This is a genomic window from Mesorhizobium sp. M6A.T.Cr.TU.016.01.1.1 (assembly GCF_003952585.1).
Taxonomy (GTDB): Bacteria; Pseudomonadota; Alphaproteobacteria; order Rhizobiales; family Rhizobiaceae; genus Mesorhizobium; species Mesorhizobium mediterraneum.
Map to the genome: position 1 here is coordinate 789,435 of NZ_CP034452.1, position 22,315 is coordinate 811,749.

16 protein-coding genes are annotated in these 22,315 nt (G+C 64.0%); 8 read left to right on the plus strand and 8 right to left on the minus strand.

Features of this window, described 5'->3' with window-relative positions; all coding sequences use genetic code 11:
• Positions 1-5: 5 nt before the first annotated feature.
• From EJ075_RS03640 to EJ075_RS03670, 7 genes are all read right to left on the minus strand, one after another.
• A complete protein-coding gene (locus EJ075_RS03640; protein ID WP_126103397.1) occupies positions 6-1,559 on the minus strand; it encodes an FGGY-family carbohydrate kinase in 1,554 nt (517 codons plus the stop codon).
• Positions 1,559-2,683: an ABC transporter ATP-binding protein gene (locus EJ075_RS03645; protein ID WP_126103398.1), complete on the minus strand. Its 1,125-nt coding sequence runs from the start codon at positions 2,681-2,683 to the stop codon at positions 1,559-1,561. Before EJ075_RS03645 ends, EJ075_RS03640 begins: the two co-directional genes overlap by 1 nt.
• The gene (locus EJ075_RS03650) at positions 2,680-3,798 is read right to left on the minus strand and encodes an ABC transporter ATP-binding protein (protein WP_126103399.1); all 1,119 of its coding nucleotides are present in this window, start codon (positions 3,796-3,798) and stop codon (positions 2,680-2,682) included. The genes EJ075_RS03645 and EJ075_RS03650 overlap by 4 nt, the downstream gene beginning before the upstream one ends.
• A gap of 5 nt (positions 3,799-3,803) precedes the next feature.
• Positions 3,804-4,661, minus strand: a complete 858-nt coding sequence (locus EJ075_RS03655) for a carbohydrate ABC transporter permease (RefSeq protein WP_126103400.1) — start codon at positions 4,659-4,661, stop codon at positions 3,804-3,806.
• A 9-nt stretch (positions 4,662-4,670) separates the two neighbouring features.
• The gene (locus EJ075_RS03660; RefSeq protein WP_126103401.1) at positions 4,671-5,594 is read right to left on the minus strand and encodes a sugar ABC transporter permease; all 924 of its coding nucleotides are present in this window, start codon (positions 5,592-5,594) and stop codon (positions 4,671-4,673) included.
• Between the two features lie 207 nt (positions 5,595-5,801).
• Positions 5,802-7,247, minus strand: coding sequence for an extracellular solute-binding protein (locus EJ075_RS03665; RefSeq protein WP_126103402.1), 1,446 nt, complete (start codon positions 7,245-7,247; stop codon positions 5,802-5,804).
• Between the two features lie 44 nt (positions 7,248-7,291).
• Entirely contained in the window at positions 7,292-8,266 is a 975-nt protein-coding gene (locus EJ075_RS03670) for a sugar-binding transcriptional regulator (RefSeq protein WP_095483838.1), read from the minus strand.
• A 218-nt stretch (positions 8,267-8,484) separates the two neighbouring features.
• Here EJ075_RS03670 and EJ075_RS03675 point away from each other — a divergent pair, with 218 nt between their 5' ends.
• From EJ075_RS03675 to EJ075_RS03715, 8 genes are all read left to right on the plus strand, one after another.
• On the plus strand, positions 8,485-9,543 hold the full coding sequence (locus tag EJ075_RS03675) for a substrate-binding domain-containing protein (RefSeq protein ID WP_126103403.1): 1,059 nt from the start codon (positions 8,485-8,487) through the stop codon (positions 9,541-9,543).
• Between the two features lie 36 nt (positions 9,544-9,579).
• Positions 9,580-10,845: an ABC transporter substrate-binding protein gene (locus tag EJ075_RS03680; RefSeq protein ID WP_126103404.1), complete on the plus strand. Its 1,266-nt coding sequence runs from the start codon at positions 9,580-9,582 to the stop codon at positions 10,843-10,845.
• Between the two features lie 76 nt (positions 10,846-10,921).
• Entirely contained in the window at positions 10,922-11,767 is an 846-nt protein-coding gene (locus tag EJ075_RS03685) for a sugar ABC transporter permease (RefSeq protein WP_126103405.1), read from the plus strand.
• Positions 11,764-12,606, plus strand: coding sequence for a carbohydrate ABC transporter permease (locus tag EJ075_RS03690; protein ID WP_126103406.1), 843 nt, complete (start codon positions 11,764-11,766; stop codon positions 12,604-12,606). The genes EJ075_RS03685 and EJ075_RS03690 overlap by 4 nt, the downstream gene beginning before the upstream one ends.
• Positions 12,607-12,627: 21 nt before the next feature.
• Complete coding sequence (locus EJ075_RS03695; protein ID WP_126103407.1) at positions 12,628-13,668, plus strand: ABC transporter ATP-binding protein; 1,041 nt, start codon at positions 12,628-12,630, stop codon at positions 13,666-13,668.
• A gap of 59 nt (positions 13,669-13,727) precedes the next feature.
• The gene (locus EJ075_RS03700; RefSeq protein WP_126103408.1) at positions 13,728-15,008 is read left to right on the plus strand and encodes a trehalase family glycosidase; all 1,281 of its coding nucleotides are present in this window, start codon (positions 13,728-13,730) and stop codon (positions 15,006-15,008) included.
• A gap of 292 nt (positions 15,009-15,300) precedes the next feature.
• The gene (locus EJ075_RS03710) at positions 15,301-16,719 is read left to right on the plus strand and encodes an FAD-binding oxidoreductase (RefSeq protein WP_126103409.1); all 1,419 of its coding nucleotides are present in this window, start codon (positions 15,301-15,303) and stop codon (positions 16,717-16,719) included.
• Positions 16,716-20,186 carry an indolepyruvate ferredoxin oxidoreductase family protein gene (locus EJ075_RS03715; protein WP_126103410.1) on the plus strand — a complete coding sequence of 1,157 codons (3,471 nt, stop codon included), beginning with the start codon at positions 16,716-16,718 and terminating at the stop codon, positions 20,184-20,186. The genes EJ075_RS03710 and EJ075_RS03715 overlap by 4 nt, the downstream gene beginning before the upstream one ends.
• On the opposite strand, the gene EJ075_RS03720 is transcribed toward EJ075_RS03715, so the two are convergent.
• Positions 20,187-22,313, minus strand: a complete 2,127-nt coding sequence (locus tag EJ075_RS03720) for an acetate--CoA ligase (RefSeq protein WP_126103411.1) — start codon at positions 22,311-22,313, stop codon at positions 20,187-20,189. It lies immediately after the preceding gene.
• Positions 22,314-22,315 lie beyond the last annotated feature (2 nt).

Consider the following 22,315-nt stretch of genomic DNA (forward strand, 5'->3'; position numbering starts at 1 on the left):
ACTTCTCAGTTTGCCTTGGATGCGGCCATCGAACGCCAGACCGGCCGCAGCGCCTCATGCGCCAATGTGTAGGACGGAACCGCCCGCTCATAGATCGCGGCAAGTTCTCGGTCGCTCGGCTCCGCCGCGCCAAGCAGCGGCGTGACCCATTCGCCGACGCATTCATCCATCGACTTGTATTGGCCGACGCAGACCGCACCGATCATCGCGGCGCCCGCAGCACCGGCTTCCTCGCGTTGGCTGGTGCGAATGGCGGCGCCGACGACAGCACCCAGGATCTTGCGCAGAGCCGGGCTTCTGGCTGCACCGCCGGTCAGCCGGATTTCGCTCGGCAGCGGCCCCATGGCGGCATAGCAATCGCGTGCCGCGAAGGCCAGCCCCTCGAAAACGGCGCGGACCATGTCGGCGTAGCCGTGCCGTGACGAAATGCCGACGAAGCCGGCCCTTGCATTGGCGTCGACGAACGGCCCCCGCTCGCCGGCCTCGGACACATAGGGCTGATAGAGCAGCGACGCCGGCTCGGATGACGATATCCATTCATCGACCAGCGCGATCATCTCGCCATTGGTGCGCGTTATGCCTTGCGAGGCGAGTATGCCGGAGGCGAGGCTAAGGACCCAATCGATGTTGAGTGTCGCCGCCATGTTCGACTGCATCTGCGCAAAGACGCCGGGCACCGGCATCGTCATCGTGTAGCCGGTCGCGGCTTCGTTGAGCAGCACCTCGTCCGGCGTCTGCGCAAGCCGCATATGCATGCCGGTGGAGCCGATGATGGAGCAGCCGGGCTTGCGCTCGCGGTCGAGCAGGCCGGCGCCGAGCGCGGTGCAGGCCACGTCGACATAGGCCAGCACCACCGGCGTGCCGGAAAGCAGCCCGGTCGCTTCGGCAGCCGCCGCCGACAGGCCGGCGCTGTGCCTGGTGCCGTCGACGATCGGCGGCAGCAGATGCCTGAGATCAGTGACGCCGAGCACCTCAAGCACATCGTCGCTGTAACCGCGCGTGCGGAAGTCACCGAAGGTGAAGGTCCCTTCCGACGGGTCGGTGGCGCGCTCGCCGGTCAGCTTGTAATAGAGCCAATCCTTGCAGTGGAACGCCGTCGCCGCCTTGCCAAGCATTTCGGGCATGTTGCGCTTCATGAAGGCGAACTGCGGTCCCTGCTGGCAGGCGGCCAGACCGCTGCCGGTCTTTTCGAAGCGCAGCCGATCCTCCGGTCGCGCCCGGATCTCCTCGACGACCCCCGCGGCGCGCGCGTCGAGCCACAGCCAGCCTTTGGCGACCGGCTCACCGTCCTTGTCGATCAGCCAGGTGCCATCGCCCTGTCCGGTCACGGCGATCGCGATGGTGCGGCTGGCGAGGTTCGGCACCTTGTCGGCAAGCTGGCGCAAGGTGGTCGCGGTATCGGCCCAGGTGCGCGCCAGATCCTGCTCGGCGCCGCCGCCCGGCAAGGTCTCGTAACGGTTCGGCACCGCCGCAGCCGCGAGCTGCCGGCCCGCCGTGTCGAAGGCGACGGACTTGATGACAGACGTGCCGGCATCGATGCCGATCAGCACATCCCGCATCAGGCAAGCTCCATGCCGTGCGAAATTGCCATGCCGCTGGACTGATCGAAGACGTGCAGGTTTTTCGGATCGATGCTGATATTGATCGGCGCGCCAAGCTCCAGCCGGGTCCGGTCATGCTCGACCAGGACGAGCGAGCCGCCGGCGAAATCCGCCGCGATATGCGTCTGGTCGCCGAGCCACTGGTTGGCCGAAACCGTGGCCGGCACGCCGTCCTTCGAGCGGCGAACCGCATAGGGCCTGATGCCGATGACGACCCGCTCCCGCTTGAGCAATTCGTCGCGAACCGAGCCGCTGAATGCGTCCTTGTCATAGTCGAGCGAAAGTCCGTCGGGCAGCCGCAGATTGATCTTGTCGGCAGCCGTGCCGACATAGGCCTCGAAGACATTCATCGGCGGCTCGCCGACGAAGGTGCCGGTGAACAGGTTGGCCGGCCGCTGCTTGAGCATGTCGGGCGTGTCGAACTGCTGCAGCACGCCGCCTTCCATCACCGCGATCCGGTCGGCCAAAGCGTTGGCCTCGGTCTGGTCGTGGGTGACCAGGATCGCGGTCAAGCCACGCTCCTTGATGAAGTGCTTGATGCGGCCGCGCAGGACGGCGCGAAGCTGCGGCTCGAGCTGGCCCATCGGTTCGTCCAGCAAATGCAGATCGGCCTGCCGGATCAGCGCCCGGCCGAGGCTGGCGCGCTGCTGCTGGCCGCCGGAGATGGAACTCGGATAGCGCTCAAGAATATCCTCAATCTCGAGCAGCTTGGCGATGCTGGCAACCTTCGCATCAACCTCGCTTTTCGGCAGCTTGGCCGCCTTCAGCGCAAACGCCATGTTCTCGCGCACGGTCAGCGGCGGATAGAGCGAATAGCCCTCGAATGCCATCGCCACATTGCGCTTGACCGGCGCCAGCGTGTGCACCTTGCGGCCGGCAACCGAGATGGTGCCGCGCGAGACCTCTTCGAAGCCGGCGATCATGCGCAAAGTCGAGGTCTTGCCGCAACCGGACGAGCCGAGCAGTGCGACGATCTCGCCCTTGTCGATTTCGATCGTCAGATTCTGGACGGCATGCACGCCCCTGTCGATCGGACCGTAGAACTTGTCGACGCCAGAAATGGCGAGTGCGCTCTGGCTCATGCCGCTTCTCCGCTGCGCAAATTGACGACGTTCTTCGAGCCGATGCGATCGCCGCTTGCACGATCGAACAAAAGGGCGCTTTTGCCGTCGACCGCGATGTGGGCCCTGCCCTCGCTCTGACCCGGTGTTCCGGCCGGCCGGGAGACCAGGATTTCGCGGCCGCGCACGGTGCGCACCAGCGTGACGATCTTTTCGTTGAGCGGCGTCTCGGCCTTGACCGTCACCGGTATGGCGGCCGGCGTGCCTTCATCGACGAAGCTCAGCGCTTCCGGCCGCAAGCCGATCACGCAATCGCGGCCGACCGTCGCATCGTAGGCGCCCGTCAGATGGACCTGGACATTCGACAGGCCGACATAGATGCCCTTGGCATCGCGCGACGGCTTTACCTCGAGCAGGTTGATGGTCGGGTCGCCGAACAGCCGCGCGATCTCGATGTTTGCCGGCTCACGATAGATCTGCTCGGGCGTGCCGAGCTGCTTGATGACACCTTGCGACATCACCGCGATGCGATCGCCGAGCGCCATGGCCTCCTTGTAGTCCTGGGTGACGTAGACGACGGTCGCGCCGCGATCGGCCAAAAGCCTCGGCAGTTCGAGCCGCATCTCGAAGCGCAGTTTGGCATCGACATTGCGCAGGGGATCGTCGAGCAGGAGCACCGGCGGCGAGCCGACCAGAGCGCGGGCGAGCGCGGTGCGCTGCTTCTGGCCGTTGGATAGCGCCCGTGGCTTGTGGCTGAGCACATGGCCGATCTTGAGCAGCTTGGCGACGCTTTGGACGCCCGCCTTGATCGCACTTTGCGACGAACGGCTGGCTTCCAGCGGTGTCGCAATGTTGTCGAAGGCGGTCATGTGCGGAAACAGCGCGAAATTCTGGAACGCCATGCCAACGCCGCGGAACTCGGCATCGAGGTCGGTCATATCTTCGCCGCCGATGAAGATCTTTCCTTCATCGGGGTCGATGACGCCGGCGACCAGCCGCAGCAGCACTGTCTTGCCGGCGCCGGACGGTCCGAACAGGACCAGGGTTTCGCCGTCGGCGACGGTCAGCGACAGATTGTCGAGAACAGTCTGGCTCTTGTAGCGCTTGACGACATTTCGCAGTTCGAGGCTGGTCATCGGAGCTATCCTTTCACGGCGCCAAGCGACAGGCCTTCGACGAGATAGCGCTGCGCATAGAGGGCAAGTGCCAGCGTCGGCGTGATCGACAGCACGATTGCCGCCGAGATCTGGCCATACTGGATGCCGGAGGAGGTGATGAAAGCCAGCGCGCCAACCGTCACCGGCTGCTTGTCGGCCGAGGCAAGCACCAGCGCGAAGACGAAATTGTTCCAGGCGAAGATGAAGGCAAGCAGGCCGGCAGCCGCAATGCCCGGGCCGGCGAGCGGCAGCGCGATCTTGCGGAAGGTGGCAAACCAGGAATGACCGGCGATGCGATAGGCATATTCGATATCCGCCGGGATGTCCTCGAAATAGCCGCGCACGATCCACAGGATCAGCGGCAGGCAGATCAGCTGATAGACCCAGATCAGCCCGATATAAGTATTGGCCAGTCCAAGCTTCTGGAAATAGAGGGTCAGCGGCAGGAGCACCAGCAGCGCCGGCGCAAACCTGAATGACAGCAGCGTGAAGGCGATGTGTTCAGAGCCACGAAACTTATGCCGCGCAAAGGCGTAGGCCGCGGGAACGCCGAGCAACAGCGCGACGGCGACCGAGGTGACCGACAGGAACACCGAATTCCAGAGATTGCGCATGAAGGCGATGTCGAGCGTGCCGGCCGCCGTCGTCAGCTTTCCGGTGATGAGCGCGGTGTAGTTGGCCAGCGTCGGCTTGAAGACGAGCTGCGGCGGAATCCGCAGGATGGTCTCGTTGGTCTGGAACGACATCATGAAGATCCAGACGATCGGGAACATGAAGAAGATCACGACCAGCGTCAGTGCTATGCCGCGCAGGACGCGTTCGAGAAGTGAGGTGTGCTCCATCTCGGCCTCCTATGCCTGGCCGCGGGCGCGTTCGCGCAGGCGCAGCCAGTTCTTGATGAAAATATTCGACAGGAAATAGGTGATCGCCCACAGGATGATCATCAGCGCCGCCGAGCGGCCGACATTGGTCGATTGGAAGAAGTTGAGGTAGGCCTCGACCTGGAAGACGGTCAGCGTGTCGCCCGGACCGCCCTGGGTCATGGCATAGATGATGTCGAACTGCTGGATGGAATCCAGCAGGCGGAACAGCGTCGCCGTCAGGATGTACGGCGTCAGCATCGGCAAGGTAATGCGGAAGAACACGAAACTCCTCGGCACGCCGTCAAGTGCTGCCGCCTCGAAGGGCTGCGTCGGCAGGCTGCGCAGGCCGGCAAGCAGCAGGATCATGATGAAGGGCGTGTAGACCCAGATGTCGACAAGGACCACGGTGAAAAGTGCGGTCGACGGCGACGAGGCCCAGCGGAAATCCTGCAGTCCGATCAGGCTGGCGAGATAGCTCAGCACGCCAAAGCCGGGATTGGTCATCAGCTTCCACATCAGCGCGGCAAGCGCCGGCGCCGTCATCAGCGGCATCAACAGCATGATCGAGATGAAGTTGTTCAGTGTCGATCGCTTCTGCAGCAGCAGGGCGATGCCGAGACCGAGAAGCAGTTCGAGCAGAACGGTGATACCGGCATAGAGCAGCGATATCTCCAGCGTGTTCCAGAACCTCGGGTCAGTGAAAAAGGAGATATAATTGTCGCCCCAATTGAACTGCCGCGCCCAGGGCTGGCTCAGCCGGTAGCGCTGGAACGAATAGACGACCGATGTGAAGAACGGGATCAGGATGCCGATGCAGACGAGCAAGGCCGGCAGGCTGAGCACATAGGGCAGCACCCTCTTGCTGATCCTGAAGCCGGAAGGTCTGTTTCTTTGCATTGTCGCCGCAGTCATCGTGGCTCACCCGTCATCTCTGTTGCTTCGCCCTGCCGGCCGCCCAGGGAGCTAGGCGGCCGGTTGGGCGAGTGGCGGCACCGTCAGTGGTTGAGCATCGGATTTTCCCAAAACCGGTTTCCATTTTTGGGTCCGATGCTCCAGGGCGCCGCTTCGCATTGGAATGTCCGGCTGGCCCGCAAAAGCGGGCCAGCCGTTCGCCAGGACTCAGCCGAGCCCGGCTTCCTTGAGCTGGCCGTCGACGCTGGTAGCCAGCATGTCGAGGCCTTCGTCGACCGGCACTTCCTTGGCCACCATCTTCTGCAGCGTCGCCGCCCATTCGGTGGTCAGGTCGAAGAACAGCGGCTGCGGGGTGAACTTGATGCTGGCGCCCGGCGCCGAGACGTCGAACATCTCGACATAGCCCGGATAGCTCTTGTTCAGCTTCTCGCGGAACATCTCGTCCTTCCAGACCGACTGACGGACCGGATTGACGAAATCCATCTTGGTCGCGCCGAACAGCGCATGCTCGGGTCCTGATGCCCATTGCATGAAGTACCAGGTGGCGTCCTTGTCCTTCGAGAAATTGGACATCGACAGCGACCAGATCCAGATATTGGGCGTCGGCGCCGTGGCGGCAGGATTGGCCTTGAAGGCGGAAAAGGCGAGCTTGCCGGCCATCTTGTTGTCGCCGCCGTTCATGAAGTAGCCGAGGATGTCGGCGTCGAAGATCATTGCCGAGGCGCCCGCACCGAGATCGGTGCCGACCTGATACCAGGTGTAGGTCGACCAGTCCTTGGGGCCGCTCTCCTGGATCATCTGGACCCACTGCTTGTGGAAAGCCTTGGATTCGGCGGTGTTCATCGCGGCCGACAATTTGCCGTCGGCCGAGACATTCAGGTCCTTCTGGTCAAAATTGGCGTAAGCCGACAGGAAGCCGGGATGGATCGTCGCCCAGGAGCGCGAGCCGCGCACGCCGATGCCGTAGACGCCGCCACCAACATCCTTGGTAAGCTTCGCCGCCGTAGCGACCATCTCGTCCATATTGCCGGGAACGCTGACGCCGACCTTGTCAAACATACCCTTGTTATAGGTGATGTTGTTCTGTTCGAAGCCCCACGGAATGCACCACTGCTTGGCGTCGTCGGAGCCGAGCACGCCGCCAGGCTGGCCGTTCCAGGCGCAGGACTTCCTGACACCGGGCAGAAAGTCGTCCCAGGCATAGTTCACGTTGGTCTTGGTCGGATCCTTGATCCACTCGTTGAGGTCGGTGATCCAGCCGGCCGGGCCGTAGGTCCAGGTCATGTAGGCGCCGGTCATGAAGGCATCGTATTCGGGCGAGCTGGCCGACAGCGCAGCGGTGACCTTGTCGAAATAGACGTCTTCTGGAAACACGTCATAGACGACTTCCATGCCGGTCAACTTCTTGAAGTTTTCGAGGTTGGCGATCATCGCATCCGCATAAGGATGCTTGTTGAGCAAGAGCTTGATGGTCTTGCCCTTGTGCGCCTGCCAGTCGAAATCCGCGGCGAGCGCGCGGGTCTGCCCCATATTGAGCAGCGTGCCGGCCGTGCCGGCGGCAAGGCCCATTGCGCCAAGGCCCTTGATCAGCCCACGACGATCGACTTGTCCGCGCAGGAACGCATCGATCAGGTCTTTTTCTTTCTCATGCATTTGTCTTCTCCTCCACAGGGTAGTTTCAATCGAATGGTTGCCGGCTACCCGACCGGCGTCTGCTCCACGAGTGATCGCGCCGTCCGCTCATCGGTGACCAAGCCCTTGAGATAGCGGCCCTCCAACACCGATTTGATGGCACGAACCTTCACCTTGCCGCCGGCAACGGCGACAATCCTGCGATTGCTGATATCTTCTCGCGCCAGCGCCAGCGCCCGGTTGGAAAGCGTCGTCTCGACCGCTTTTCCAGCATCGTCGAAGAAATGGCCGAGTAATTCGCCAACGCCCCCCTTGCGACGGATCTCCTCCATTTCGCCCTTCTCGATCATGCCGGTGGCGACCAGCGACGCCTCGCGCTCGGCAGTGCCGATACCGGCAATGAGCAGGTCGGCGGCCTTGCCGAGATCGAAGACTTCGCTGATGCCCTTCTGCCCGAGCAGCACGGTTCGATCCTCGACCGTGTTGGCGAACATCGGCACCGGCATCACATAGGCTTCCGCGCCGGTCCGTTCGGCCAGACGGTGTATGACATCGTGCGGATTGGCCGAGAACTTGCGCGTCAGGCCGCCAAGCAGCGAGACGAAGCGGGTCTTTTCGGCCGATATGCGCGGCAGATACTCCACGCAGGCGGCGAGCGTGCGGCCATGACCGACGCCGATCAGCGTATCCTCGCCACGTTCGATCTCTCGTTTGAGAAACTGCGCGCCGGCGATACCGAGCGCCTTGAGGGGCAAGTCTTCGCCATCGAAGTCGGGAACGACCTCGCAGTAATCGAGGCCGTAGCGGCTGGACAACTCGTCTTCGAGCGCCACGCATTCCGACACTTCGCCGTCGATATAGACTTTGACCAACCCTTCCTGATTGGCCTTGGTGATGAGGCGGTGCGCCTTGAGGCTGGTCAGGCCCAGCCGCTTGGCGACCTCCGACTGGGTCAGGCCGCCAGCATAATGAAGCCAGGCGGCACGCGTCGCCATACTGGTTTCATCGTCGCGCAGGAGGCCGTTTCCAAAACCAACCATTTCCGCCCTACGATATTTTTATCAGTTGGTGCAAAATTTTTCACAAGGCGCCGCCGGAGTCAAGCACTACGTGGTTCAAATCACGCTAACAGGGCCAAAAACCGGCCATTGGCTGCCGTGAAGCGAAAGACCCTCATTGACGCGACCCGGATTTAAAACGTTTGCAATCTGATCGAAACGCATTACAAACGCTTCAAACACTTCGATCTGGAGGAACGGTGCCGGCCCGCGTCACCACGCTCAAGGAACTTGCAGCGCAGCTCGACCTGTCGATCACCACGGTGTCGCGGGCTCTTGCCGGCCATCAGCAGATCGCCTTGAAGACGCGCGAGCGCGTCACTGAAGCCGCGCGTCAGGCCGGCTACGTGCCCAACACGGCAGCCCGCACGCTGGTCTCAGGCCGCAGCGGCTTTGTCGGCATAGTGCTGCCGATCCGCGGCGCCAATCTGGTCGATTCCTTCCTCGGCGAATTCGTCACCGGGCTTGGCGAAGGGCTGGTTTCGCATGGCACCGACCTGATCCTCGCCGCCGTGGCGCAAGGCCAGTCGGAACTTTCCGTGCTTCGCCATGTTGTCGAATCCGGACGTGCCGACGGCGTCGTCGTCACCCGCATCGCCGAGGTCGACGAACGGCTCGCCTATCTGCGCCAACGCAATTTCCCGTTCGTCGCCCATGGCCGACTGCTCGATACCGACTTTGCCTATAACTGGCTCGACACCGATGGCGCGCACGCCTTCGGCGAAGCCTTCGCCATGCTTTACGATCTCGGGCACCGCCATTTCGGCCTGGTGACGATCGCCGAGCCGATGACGTTTCGCCATCTGCGGCAAGACGGGCTCGCCGCAGCGATCGCGCGCCGAGGCGATCCGTCAGTCAGCCTCGATGTGGCGACGGCGCCGCGCTTCGATCGCGGCGCCCGCATCCAGGCCATCAACCGGCTGTTGCATGCTGACGAGCGGCCGACGGCCATCGTCGCGCTGTTCGACGAACTGGCGCTCAATGTCATGGAAGAGGCCACCCGCGCCGGCCTGACCATCCCTCGCGACCTCTCGGTCATCGGCTTCGACAACATCGCCGCCTCGGCCTATGCGCCGCCGGGCCTCACCACATTCGATGCCTCGATCCGCCAGTGCGCGCGCGAGATCGGCGAGATGCTGTTGGCCGTCATTGGCGACGAGTCCGCCGCACCGCTGACGCGGCTGATCCGGCCGACCTTGGTTTCGCGGGCAAGCCATGGCCCAGCACCCACAGGACCGGCACCCATAGGAAAAAACTGACGCCGGGGCGGCGAACAAGCAGTGAGGAAGACTACGATGAATGCGTTGAAGACATTGGCCGGCGCCGCACTCGCACTGTCGATCGCGATCGGCGGCGCGCAAGCCCAGGTGCTGTTCTGGTCGACGCAGGCGCGGCCTGTGGAGGAGACGCAGAAAATGCGCAGCGAAGTGCTGAAACCGTTTGACGGCCAGGTCGACTACCAAGTCGCCGAGGACGGGCCCTGGCTCACGCGCCTTCAGGCCGAGTTGCAGGCCGGCTCCGGCACCATCGGCGTGCTCGGCGGGCTGCACGGAGACTTCTCCACGGTCGGTGCGGACCTTGTCGATCTGTCCGGCGTCGATGTCGGCGGTGTCAAGCTCAATGAAGACTACAAGAAGCTCGGCATGCTCGGCACAGGTGAACAGAAATATCTGCCGTGGATGCAGGCCACCTTCCTGATGGCGGCCAACAAGCAGGCGCTGCAATATCTGCCGGCAGGCGTCGATCTCAACACCATCACCTATGACCAGTTGATCGAATGGGCGAAGAACATCGCCGAGAAGACCGGCTCGCCGAAATTCGGCTTCCCGGCCGGACCGAAGGGGCTGAAGCACCGTTTCTTCGAAGGCTTCCTTTATCCGTCCTACACCGGCTCGATGGTGACCAAGTTCCGCTCGGCGGAGGCCGAGACCGCGTGGAACAAGTTCAAGGAATTGTGGCAGTACACCAACCCGAATTCGACCAACTATGCCTTCATGCAGGAGCCACTGCTGACCGGTGAAGTGTGGGTGGCGTTCGACCACGTGGCGCGGCTTGCTGATGCCTTCAACCAGAGACCCGACGAGTTCGTCGCCTTCCCGGCGCCGGCCGGCCCTGCGGGTCGCGGCTACATGCCGGTGGTCGCCGGCGTCGCCATTCCGAAGACCTCGCCGGACGTGGACAAGGCCAAGGCACTGGTCGCCTACATGCTGAAGCCTGAAACACAGATCGCGACGCTCAAGGCCACCAACTTCTTCCCCGTGGTCGACGTCAAGCTGCCCGACGACATGCCGGCCTCTGTGAAAGCCTTTGGCCCGGTCATCGCCACCATGACCGGCGCCCCGGATGCGCTGCCGGCGCTGCTGCCGATGGGGCTCGGCGATCTCGGCGGCAAGTTCAACCAGGTCTACACAGACAGTTTCGAGCGCATCGTGCTCGGCGGCCAGGATGTGCGTGGCGTGCTCGAGGAACAGGCGACGGCGCTCAAGGCGCTCATCGACCAGTCCAAGGCACCGTGCTGGGCGCCCGACAAGCCATCCGAAGGCGCCTGCCCGGTCGACTAGAATCCTCCCGAGGGGCGTCCGGAACCTGTTGCGCTCCGGGCGCCCACCCTTTCATACGCCGCACCGAGAACACACCATGCACGGCAAGGCCCTGCCCTATCTGCTGCTGATGCCGGCGACGCTGTTTCTGTGCGTCTTCTTCCTCTACCCGTTCGCGCTGGTCGCCTTTGAGGCTTTCACCCGCGATGGCGGCTTCACGCTGGACAATTTTCGCACCATGACCGGCAACTGGAAATTCCCGGTCGCATTCTGGAACACAATCCTGCTCGCAGCTATCGTCGTGCCGATCCAGCTGGTCATGGCGCTGTTGATGGCCACGGTGGTGTCCAGGCTCGAAACCGGGCGGGGTGCGGCGCTCTACATCTTCGCCATTCCGCTCGGCATCTCCGATCTCGCCGCCGGGCTGATCTGGCTGGCCATCTTCGACCAGTCGGGCTTCCTCAATACGCTGCTGTCGAACCTTGGCCTCGTCGACAGGCCTGTCATGTTTCTCGGCTACCAGAGCAAGCTGACCATCTTCGTCGCCGTGGTGCTGGCCGAGATCTGGCGCGCGACCGCAATCATGATGGTCATCCTGGTCGCTGGCATGGGGCTCATCCCGCGGGAATATCACGAGGCAGCCGAGGTCTTTGGCGCGAGCCCGTGGAAGCGCTTCGTCAAGATCACGCTCCCCTTGCTGCGTCCCAGCCTGCAGACGGCGATCATCCTGCGTGTCATCCTCGCCTTCGAGGTTTTCGCCGTGGTGGCGGCGCTCGGCGGCACCAATTTTCCGGTGCTGATGGGTGAGACCTACAACTGGCAATTCTCGTTGCAGGACCGCAACGTTGCCGCCGCTTTCGCGCTGCTCATCCTCGCCATCTCGGTCGGGCTCACGCTGTTCTTCCTGCGAGTGCTGCGCGTGCCGAAGGAAGCACGCATATGAGCGCCGTCGCAGAGATGCCAATCGCCGCGCCCGCAGCCCGTAAGGCCGGCAACTGGCTGCTGGTCGCCACCGTCATCCTGCTCTCCGTCTGGGTGCTGCTGCCGATCTATCTTCTGATAGTCAACGCCTTGTCGTCGCCGGAAGAGGTCACTGCCTTTCCGAAACGCTTCTTCCCTTCCTTCGATTTCGGCAGCCTGTCTTTCTTCATCAATTTCGCCGGCGTCGGCAGGGCGCTGTGGAACTCGGTCCTCGTCGCCACGCTGACGATGATCCTCTCGATCGGCTTCGGCGCGCCCGCCGGCTACGCGCTGTCGCGCTTCGATTTTCCGGGCAAGGGCACGTTCCGTTTCCTGGTGCTGATGACCCGCGCCTTTCCGCTGCCGCTGCTGGCGCTGCCACTTGCGGTGATGTTCATCCGCACCGGCCTCGACGACACCGCCATCGGGCTGGCGCTGGTTCACACCACGCTGGCGCTGCCCTTCGCGGTGCTGATCACCTTTTCACTGTTCTCAGGCATTCCGGTAGAGCTCGAGGAAGCGGCTTGGACGCTCGGCTGCACCCGCCTACAGGCTTTTCGCAAAGTCATCCTGCCGCTGGCACTGCCCGGCATCGCGGCCTCGGCGGTCTTTGCCTTCACCATCTCCTGGAACGAGGTGTTTGCCGCCGCCGTGCTCACAATAGAGAACCGGACGCTGACCGCCTTCCTGCTGCAGAGCCTCGGCGAGTCGCCGCTCTATCTCAAATTCGCCGGTGGGGCGGCACTGGTCATCCCAGCGCTGATCTTCATCTTCGCCGTCCGCAAGTACCTTTTCGCCATGTGGGGGATCGCCAACCGATGACGCGCGATAGGGAGAAAGCCGATGGCTGAGATCGCCATAAAACAGGTGGCCAGACGCTTCGGCGGCTTCACCGCGCTGCATTCGATAGACCTCACCATCGCCGACCAGGAATTCATGGTGCTGCTCGGCGCCTCGGGCTGCGGCAAGACGACATTGCTCAGGATCGTCGCCGGATTGGAAACGCCGAGCCAGGGCGAGGTCTGGATCGGCGGCCGTCGCGTCGATCATCTGCCGCCGCGCGACCGCGGCATCGCCATGGTGTTCCAGAACTATGCCGTCTTCCCGCATCTGACCGTGTTCGAGAACATCGCTTTCGGTTTGCGCATGAAGAAATTGCCGCAGCAAGAGGTCGAACGCCGCGTCACCCGCACCGCCGAGCTCATGCATATCGAGCAATTGCTGAAACGCTATTCGGGCCAGCTCTCCGGCGGCCAGCGCCAGCGCGTGGCGGTGGCCCGCGCGCTCGCCATGGAGCCCGACGTCATCCTGATGGACGAGCCGCTGTCCAATCTCGACGCGCTGCTCAGGCTCGAAATGCGCGCCGAACTCAAGGGCGTGCTCGCTGCATCCAAAACCACCACCATCTATGTCACTCACGATCAGGTCGAGGCGATGAGTCTCGCCGACCGCATCGCCGTCATGCATCAGGGCCACATCGTCCAGGCCGCCTCGCCCGTCGAGGTCTATCGCAACCCGGCCGCACGCTTCGTCGGTTCCTTCATCGGCAACCCGCCGATGAATTTCATCCCCGCGACGAAGACTGGGAACGGAAGCTGGACCGTCGCCGGCCTGACGCTGCCCGGCCCGAAATCGGACAAGCACAAAATTGAATTCGCCATTCGCCCCGAAGATGTCGACGCAGGTGACGAGGGGCTGCATGCCACCGTGCGCGTCGTCGAGCCGCTCGGTCCGCATACGCTGGTCACCTGCGATGTCGAGGGTGGGCTGTTTCGCGCCATCCTCGAATCGAGCGCTGCGATCGCCGTCGGCGACCACCTGCGACTTGCGCCCAAAGCCGATCGCATCCGCTGGTTCGACCCTGAAACCACCAACGCCCTTTGATCCCGCCAACGCCCTTCAATCTGCCAACGCCCTTCAATCCCGAAAGTACGAACGCTTCAATGATCTCTCTTGCCGTCAACGAAACCATCGCCCGTGCCGTCGAGGTGCTCAGGGAAAACGACCACGGCGACTACACCATCCCGACCAAGGGCCTCTATCCGTTCCAGTGGAACTGGGATTCCTGCCTGACTGCGCTCGGTCTTGCCCACTATGACGAGGCGCGCGCCTGGACCGAGATCGAGACGCTGTTCGCCCATCAATGGCCGGATGGCATGGTGCCGCATATCGTCTTCCATGTCCTGAACGACAGCTATTTCCCCGGGCCGGAGGTCTGGAGAACCAACCGCCCGACTGCCACCTCCGGCATCACCCAACCGGCGGTGGCGGGCTTTGCGGTGCGCCGCCTGTTCGACCGGGCCAAGGATAAGAAACTGGCGGCCGAGCGCGCCCGCGCGCTGCTGCCGAAGATCGACGCCTGGCATCGCTGGTTCTACGAAAACCGCGATCCAAGGGGCGAAGGACTGGTCGCCATTATCCATCCATGGGAGTCCGGCCGCGACAATTCCATCGACTGGGACGACGCCTTCGAGCGCGTGCCGACCGAAGGCGTCGAGCCTTACACGCGCCGCGACACCCTGCATGCCGACCCGGCGCACCGGCCGACCAAGGCGCAATATGACCGCTACCTCTGGCTGCTGCAGCATTTTCGCGCACTTGGCTGGGACAATGCAAAGCTGCACGATGCCTCGCCCTTCCAGATCGTCGATCCCGGCTTCAACGCCATCCTGATCCGCTCAGCGGCCGACCTTGCCGATCTCGCCGAGACGCTAGGCGAAATGGAGATCGCCGACGCTAACCGCAGCCGCGCTAAAAAAGGGCTTTCGGCGATAGAGCGGCTGTGGAGCGATGCGCACGGCCAATATCTCTGCCTCGACCGCGCTATGGGAAAGCTCATCGACAGCGCTTCGGTGGGCGGCATCCTGCCGGTCTTCTCGGCCATCCCGAAACCCCGTATCGCTGCAATCGCCGCCACCATCGAGCGTATCGCCGGCAAGGCACGCTATATCGTCCCGTCGCACGACCTCGATGATCCGCGCTTCGACGCCAAGCGCTATTGGCGCGGGCCGGTCTGGCTGGTGGTCAACTACATGATCGCCGACGGCCTTGCCGCCTCTGGCCACACGCAGGTTGCGCAGCGGATCACGCGGTCGAGCGTCGACCTGATCGCCGAGAGCGGCTTTGCCGAATATTACGATCCGCTCAGCGGCGAACCGCTCGGCGGCGGCCGTTTCACCTGGACGGCGGCAATGGTGATCGAGTTCCTGAAGAGTGAGAGATGAGTTAAATGGGGTTCTTGCCAAAGACCCCATTTCAGCGTGCCATCCAGAATGGCCGAGCGGATGCTGTCGGCAACCTGCTTTGCTGCCCCCATAGGTTTGACAAATGGCAGGCCGCGCCTATGGTCGACCTGTTACAGGAGCGACGCATGGCGAAAACAACCGGCTGTATTTTTGGCGGGTTTTCCGCTCGTTTGCCGGACGACAGAAATCGGCTGCCGTCGCTTTCGCGGCCTTCATCCACAACTCTCCCGGCCGCATCGAAGCGTCCGGGTCATTCGTTTCCTTGAGCCTCATGCCCCAGAGAATTGCCGAGCTTCTGTCGCGGCTGGAAAAGCGGCTGGACAGATCCGCGATTGTCTCGGCCGAAGAGGCCGGACCGCGCTATCAGGAAGACCCGGACGGCAAGGACGGCGCCCCGCCAGCGATCGTCCTGCGTCCGCGCACGGCCGGCGAAGTGTCCGACATTCTGCGCCTGTGCAATGAGGTCGGGCAGCGGCTTGTCGTCCAGGGCGGCCGGACCGGGCTTGCCGGTGCGGCGCGCATTCAGCCCGGCGAAGCGGTGCTGTCGCTGGAGCGCATGACGGCGATCGAGGCGCCCGACCGCGAAGCGGCGACGATCATCGCCCGGGCCGGCGCGCCGCTGCAAATGGTGCAGGAAGCGGCCGACGCGGCCGGCTTGCTGTTCGGCGTCGACATCGGCGCGCGCGGCACGGCCACGGTCGGCGGTAATGTCGCCACCAATGCCGGCGGCATCCGCGTGCTGCGCTACGGCATGTACCGCGCGCAGGTGCTGGGCCTCGAGGCCGTGCTTGCAGACGGCAGCATCCTGACCTCGCTCAAAGGCTTGCCCAAGGATAATTCCGGCTATGACCTCAACCAGCTCTTCATCGGCAGCGAAGGCACGCTAGGCGTCGTCACGCGCGCCTGCCTGCGGCTGCACCCAAAGCCGGCCACCGAGGTCAATGCCTTCTGCGCGGTCGCCTCGCTGGATGCGGCGATCGCGCTGCTTGCGCTGCTCAGGCAGAAGCTCGGACCGTTGCTCTCGGCCTATGAGGTGAATTTCGCGCCGCTCTACGGCGCCATGGTCGCCGGCATGGATGCGCCGGCGCCACTGCCGGTCGGCTCGCCCGTCTACGTGCTCGCCGAGATACAGGGCCACGAGCCCGACCGCGACGGCGAACGGTTTGCCGCGGTGCTGATGCAGGCGGTTGAAGACGGCGTGATCGACGACGTGGTCGTCTCGCAGTCGCCGCGCGAATTCCGCGCGCTCTGGGCGGTGCGAGAGGACGCCAATCGTTTTCTGTTTTCGATGAAAGGCCTGATCGGCGTCGACATCAGCATTCCGCTGGCGAGGATGGGCACTTTCCTGCAAGCGGCAGAAGCCGCGATCCGCGCAATCGACCCCAGCGCCGACATCTATGTCTTCGGCCATCTCGGTGATGGCAATCTGCACTATCAGGTTGGCACCGTGGATCCGGCCGCCGCATATGACATCGTTTATAGGGGCGTGGCCGCGGCCGGCGGCGGCGTCTCGGCCGAACATGGCATCGGCCTCGACAAGAAGCAATGGCTGCACCTGGCGCGCAGCGATGCCGAGATCGCGGCCATGCGGCGCTTGAAAGCGGCCTTCGACCCGAACAATATCCTCAATGCCGGGCGGGTCTTCGACCTCGCGCCGGTGGATGTTGCGCGTGAAGGAATGCCCCAATGACGGCTGCCGCTCTCCCGAAAAGCGGACAAGCGAATGCGGTTCCGGCCAGCCTTGACGACCGCTATGTTCTGGAACGCGGCCGCATCCTGGTCTCGGGCACGCAGGCGCTGGTACGGCTGCCGCTTGTCCAGCGCCAGCGTGACCTTGCCGCCGGCCTCAACACGGCCGGCTATGTCTCGGGCTATCGCGGCTCGCCGCTGGCCGGTTTCGACCGCGAGATGCAGCGCGCCGGCAAATATCTCAGGGCAAACCACGTCGTCTTCCATCCCGGCCTCAACGAGGACATGGCCGCGACCGCCGTCTGGGGCACGCAGCAGACCGGCATGTTCGCGGGTTCGCGCTATGATGGCGTCTTTTCCATGTGGTACGGCAAGGGTCCCGGTGTCGACCGGACGATGGACGTCATCCGCCATGCCAATGCCGTCGGCACCAACCGACATGGCGGCGTGCTGCTTCTGGTCGGCGACGATCATGGCGCCGTCTCGTCGACGCTGCCGCACCAGAGCGAGCACAATCTGATCTCGGCCATGGTGCCGCTGCTGTCACCGGGCGGCGTCGGCGAATATATCGACTATGGCCTGCTCGGCTGGGCGATGAGCCGCTACTCCGGCGCCTGGATCGGCTTCAAGTGCCAGACCGAGATCGTCGAATGCACGGCGACCGTCGATGTCGACCCGGCGCGGCTGACCATCATCGCGCCAGAGCTGGCGCTGCCAGCCGACGGCCTGTCGCTGCGCTGGCCGGATGGCCCGCATGCGATGGAGCGCCGCATCGAGCACAAGATGGCGGCCGTGCGCGCCTTTGCCCGTGCCAACGGCATCGACCGTATCGTGCATGGCAGCGGCAAGGCGCGGCTCGGCATCGTCTCGACCGGCAAGTCATGGCTCGATCTGCTTGGCGCGCTGTCGGCGCTCGGGATCGACGAGCGGCGCGCGGCCGAGCTCGGCATCCGGCTGTACAAGGTCGGCATGGTCTGGCCGCTCGAGCCGGAGGGGCTAAAGGCCTTTTCGCAAGGGCTGGAGGAAATCCTCGTCGTCGAGGAGAAGCGGCCGGTGCTCGAGAACCAGATCAAGGCGCTGCTGTTCAACGCGCCGGATCGCCCGCGCGTCTTCGGCAAGATGGACGAGCGCGGCGCGCCGCTGCTGCCTTCCATCGGCGAGATCAGCGCCGTTTCGGTCGCCCGCGCCATCGTCTCGCGGCTCGGCGCGCCGGACGCGGAGCTTGGCCTGCATCTGAAGACAATCGAGGCCGTCGCGGCGTCTGCCCCCGGCGAGATCATCGCGCTGAAGCGCGACCCCTATTTCTGCTCCGGCTGCCCGCACTCGATCTCGACCGTGGTGCCCGACGGCAGCCGCGCCTCGACCGGCATCGGTTGCCACATGATGGTCATCGGCATGGAGCGTGAGACCTCCACCTTCACCCAGATGGGCGGCGAAGGCGGCGCGTGGATCGGCCTGTCACCCTTCACAGACGAGAAGCACATTTTCGTCAATATGGGTGACGGCACCTATTTCCATTCCGGACTGCTGGCGATCCGAGCTGCCATCGCCGCCAAGATCAGCGCCACCTACAAGATCCTCTACAACGATGCCGTCGCCATGACCGGCGGCCAGCGTCATGACGGCGAGGTTTCCGTGCCCTCCATCGTCGAGCAGACGCTGGCCGAGGGCGCGAAACGCGTGGTCGTGGTGTCCGAAAAGCCCGAGGCCTGGGCGGGCGTCCTGCCGCGGTCCGTGACCATCCACCATCGCGACGAACTCGACGCCGTGCAGCGCGAGCTCAGGGAGATCGAGGGCGTGACGGTGCTGGTCTTCGATCAGGTCTGCGCCGCCGAAAAACGCCGCCGCCGCAAGCGCGGCGCCTATCCGGTCTCACCAAAACGCGCCTTCATTAACGAACTGGTCTGCGAAGGCTGCGGCGATTGCTCGGCCGTCTCCAACTGCATTTCGATCGAGCCTGAGGAGACCGAGTTCGGCCGTAAGCGGAGGATCAACCAGTCGAGCTGCAACACCGACCTGTCCTGCATCAAGGGCTTTTGCCCGAGCTTCGTGACCGTGGAAGGCGGCACGATCCGCAAGCCGAAAGCGCGCGCGGTGGTGGCTGGTTCCGGTGAATTGCCGATGCCGGCGCTGGCGGCGCTCGACCGCCCCTACAACATGCTGCTGGCCGGCATTGGCGGCACCGGCGTCATCACGGTCAGCGCCATTCTGTCCCAGGCGGCGCATCTCGACGGGCTCGGCCTTCTGACCCTCGACCAAACCGGGCTGGCGCAAAAGAACGGCGCGGTGATCTCGCATATCAGGCTGGCGCGCGACCCCGACTTGCTCAACACGGTCAGGATAGGCCCAGGCGAGGCCGATCTGGTGCTTGGCTTCGACATCGTCGTCTCTGCGTCCGCGACATCGCTCTCGACCTTTGCGCATGGCCGCACAAGAGCCGTGCTCGACGATCATTTCGCGCCGACCGCCTCCTTCGTGCAGAACACCGCGATCGACTTCCGCCAGGAAGCGACGCTGAAGCAATTGCGCCGGGCAGCCGGCGAGGAGGCGGTCACGCTGGTTTCGGCGACGAAGCTTGGCCTCGCGCTGATGGGCGACGCCATCGCCGCGAACATGTTCCTGCTCGGCAATGCCTGGCAGCGCGGACTGTTGCCGATCAGCCTGACATCGATCGACAGAGCGATCGAGATGAACGGCGCGGGCGTCGCCATGAACCGTGCTGCCTTCGGCTGGGGCCGCCGCGCGGCGATCGACCTTGCGGCGGTGCTGAATACGGCGCAGATAGGCAGCGCCGAGGCGACGAAGCCAGAGACGCTCGACGCCATGGTTGCCCGCCGGATGGCATTCCTGACCGACTATCAGAATGCTGCCTACGCAAACCGCTACCGCAAGCTGGTGGAGACCGCCCGCGCGGCCGAAGCCGGGACCTCAGCCGGCTCCGAGGATTTTGCCAAAGCCGTGGCGGTCGGGGCCTTCAAGCTGATGGCCTACAAGGATGAATATGAGGTGGCGCGGCTACATCGCGATCAATCCTTCAGGAAAAAACTGGCCGAGCAGTTCGAGGGCGATTTCAGGATCAGGCATCATCTCGCGCCGCCGATGATTTCGCGCATCGACCCACGCACCGGCCATCCCGGCAAGATCGCTTTCGGCACCTGGATCAACCCAGTCTTCGCCATGCTGGCATGGCTGAAGGGTTTGCGCGGAACGCGCTTCGATCCGTTTGGACGCACGCAGGAGCGGCGGATGGAACGGCGCATGGTTGCCGACTATGAAGGGCTGATCTCAGGCCTTTCGGCGCGGCTGACGCCGAGCAATCATGCCGTAGCGACCGAGCTTGCCCGGCTGCCGGAAGAGGTGCGCGGCTTCGGCCACGTCAAGATGGCGGCGGTCGAACGTTTCGAGACAAAGAAGAAAGCGCTGCTGGCAAAATTGGGCAGGGAAAGCCGGTTGGAGACGGCGGCGTGACTATTCCGCTCTCGGAATCACCAGCGCATCGAGAACGCAGACCCCCTTCTCGAACACCACGACCGGATTGAGGTCGACGGCCTCGATCAGGTGTCCATAGCGACCGGCGAAATCTGACAGCGCCAAGATCGTCTCGACCAGCGCTTGCCTGTCGGCTTGCGGCGCACCGCGATAGCCCTCGAGCAGAGGGCCTAGTCGTGTCCGATCGATCAGCGCCTCGGCCGACTTGCAATCGATCGGCAGCAGATCGAATGCGGCGTCCTTGACCAGCTCGACAAGAACGCCGCCGATGCCGACGACGATACCGAGGCCGAACGGCTCGTGCCGGATGAGGCCGACCAGCACTTCGACGCCGCGCCCGGCCATTTCCTGCACCACCACGCCACGCAGTTCCGCATCCGGTGCGTAGGCCCCGGCATTTTGCATGATCGCCGTGAAGGCTTCGGCAGCTTCGGCTGCACTGCCTATGCCGAGCTGCACGCCGCCGGCTTCGGTCTTGTGGAGAATGTCAGGCGATTCGATTTTCAGCACGATCGGAAAGCCGATCGCCTCTGCAGCCTCGCCTGCCTCTTGCGCCGTTACCGCCTGACGCTCGCGCGTCACTCTCAGACCGTTCTCGGCCAGCAACTGCTTGGCCTCCCGCTCGGTCAGCTTCTTGCCGGCAGCAAGACGCTTTGCCCACGGATCGTTTTCGCCGGCCGGTTCGATCGCCGGGGCGTTCGGTATCGTGGCGCCGGTCGCGTCCAGCAGCCGCCGCACGGCACGCAGCGCAGCACGTGTGCCGTTGAGCACCGGCACGCCGGCAAGCCTGTCCCGGACCACGGGATGGTGTCCGGAGGAGAGATTGCTCATGAAGATGACGGGAACGGTCGCATCCTTTGCGTAAGCGGCAACGGCGTCGGCAATGCCGACATATTCGGCAGCGCCGCCGGCACCGAGGCCGACAGGCGCGTCTTGCGCGGCGACGATCAGGCCGACGGCGGGATCCTGCGCCAAGATGTCGAGCACGCGGCGATAGATCGCGCCATCGGCGAAAACCACGCCCGTGGTGTCGACCGGGTTCTGCGGCGTGGCGAAGGGCGGCAGCAAGGCCTTCAGCCGCGCGATGGTGTGTTGTGAAAACTCCGGGAGGTCGATGCCGACCTGGTCGGCGATGTCGGAGACATGGGCGACACCGCCACCGCTGACCCCAACGACCGCGACGCCCCCGCGCGTTGGCCTGGCCTTCAGCGACAGGCAGAGCGCGGCGGTCTCGACGAACTCGTCCATGTCGGCGACCTCGATCACGCCGGTCCGCCGGAAGAAGGCTTCATAGGCCTCGTTGGCGGCGGCGAGCGAACCGGTATGCGCGGCGGCGGCTTCTGCGCCTTTGCTGGACTTGCCGGCGCGCAGGGCAATCACTTGCTTTCCGGCGGCATGCACCGCCTGCATCGCCGAGGTGAAGGCGGCGGGATCGCGGATCGCTTCCACGACAAGTCCGATGACGCGCGTCGCCTCATCGTCGGCGAGATAAGAAAGAAAGTTGGGAAGATCGGTCGCCGCGCTATTACCCGACGATATGATGTGGCTCAAGCCGAAGCGTCCGGTGTTGGCGAGCGCTATGGCGCTGGCACCGGAATGCGACAGGATGGCGAGCTGGCCTTTCCTGAGATTGGGCGACAGCGTCGAGGAGTAAAGGGCCGCACCGCTTTGCAGATTGAACAGGCCGAGGCAGTTCGGCCCGCAAATCGCCATGCCGTATTTTCGCGCGATCCCGACCAGCGCCTGCTGGCGCGCTTTGCCCTCGTCGTCGGTTTCGGCAAAGCCGCTGGCAAGCACGACAGCCGCCTTGACGCCGGCCTTGCCGGCTTCTTCAAGCGAACTCAGAACGTGAGCCGAGCCGATGCCAATCACCGCCACGTCCGCCGGCGCATCGAGCCGGTCGAGCGACGGAATGGCCGGAATGCCGAACACCTTTTCGGCCTTCGGATGCACGGGGATGATGGTGCCGGAGAATCCGAACGCCATCAAATTGCGCATGACGTAGCTCGACGACGCGTCAGCCCGTTCCGTAGCACCGATGACGGCGACCGAACGCGGCGCCATCAGCGCCCGCATCGCCTCATGCGAAGCGGCGAGGCCGGTCACGG

Bases quoted from the DNA above. Each gene is read 5' to 3' on its own strand.
- EJ075_RS03680 (WP_126103404.1), top strand. From the start codon at position 9,580: ATGAATGCGTTGAAGACATTGGCCGGCGCCGCACTCGCACTGTCGATC.
- EJ075_RS03710 (WP_126103409.1), top strand. From the start codon at position 15,301: ATGCCCCAGAGAATTGCCGAGCTTCTGTCGCGGCTGGAAAAGCGGCTG.
- EJ075_RS03715 (WP_126103410.1), top strand. From the start codon at position 16,716: ATGACGGCTGCCGCTCTCCCGAAAAGCGGACAAGCGAATGCGGTTCCG.
- EJ075_RS03645 (WP_126103398.1), bottom strand. From the start codon at position 2,683: ATGAGCCAGAGCGCACTCGCCATTTCTGGCGTCGACAAGTTCTACGGT.
- EJ075_RS03650 (WP_126103399.1), bottom strand. From the start codon at position 3,798: ATGACCAGCCTCGAACTGCGAAATGTCGTCAAGCGCTACAAGAGCCAG.
- EJ075_RS03665 (WP_126103402.1), bottom strand. From the start codon at position 7,247: ATGCATGAGAAAGAAAAAGACCTGATCGATGCGTTCCTGCGCGGACAA.
- EJ075_RS03640 (WP_126103397.1), bottom strand. From the start codon at position 1,559: ATGCGGGATGTGCTGATCGGCATCGATGCCGGCACGTCTGTCATCAAG.
- EJ075_RS03655 (WP_126103400.1), bottom strand. From the start codon at position 4,661: ATGGAGCACACCTCACTTCTCGAACGCGTCCTGCGCGGCATAGCACTG.
- EJ075_RS03700 (WP_126103408.1), top strand. From the start codon at position 13,728: ATGATCTCTCTTGCCGTCAACGAAACCATCGCCCGTGCCGTCGAGGTG.
- EJ075_RS03670 (WP_095483838.1), bottom strand. From the start codon at position 8,266: ATGGTTGGTTTTGGAAACGGCCTCCTGCGCGACGATGAAACCAGTATG.
- EJ075_RS03685 (WP_126103405.1), top strand. From the start codon at position 10,922: ATGCACGGCAAGGCCCTGCCCTATCTGCTGCTGATGCCGGCGACGCTG.
- EJ075_RS03695 (WP_126103407.1), top strand. From the start codon at position 12,628: ATGGCTGAGATCGCCATAAAACAGGTGGCCAGACGCTTCGGCGGCTTC.
- EJ075_RS03690 (WP_126103406.1), top strand. From the start codon at position 11,764: ATGAGCGCCGTCGCAGAGATGCCAATCGCCGCGCCCGCAGCCCGTAAG.
- EJ075_RS03660 (WP_126103401.1), bottom strand. From the start codon at position 5,594: ATGACTGCGGCGACAATGCAAAGAAACAGACCTTCCGGCTTCAGGATC.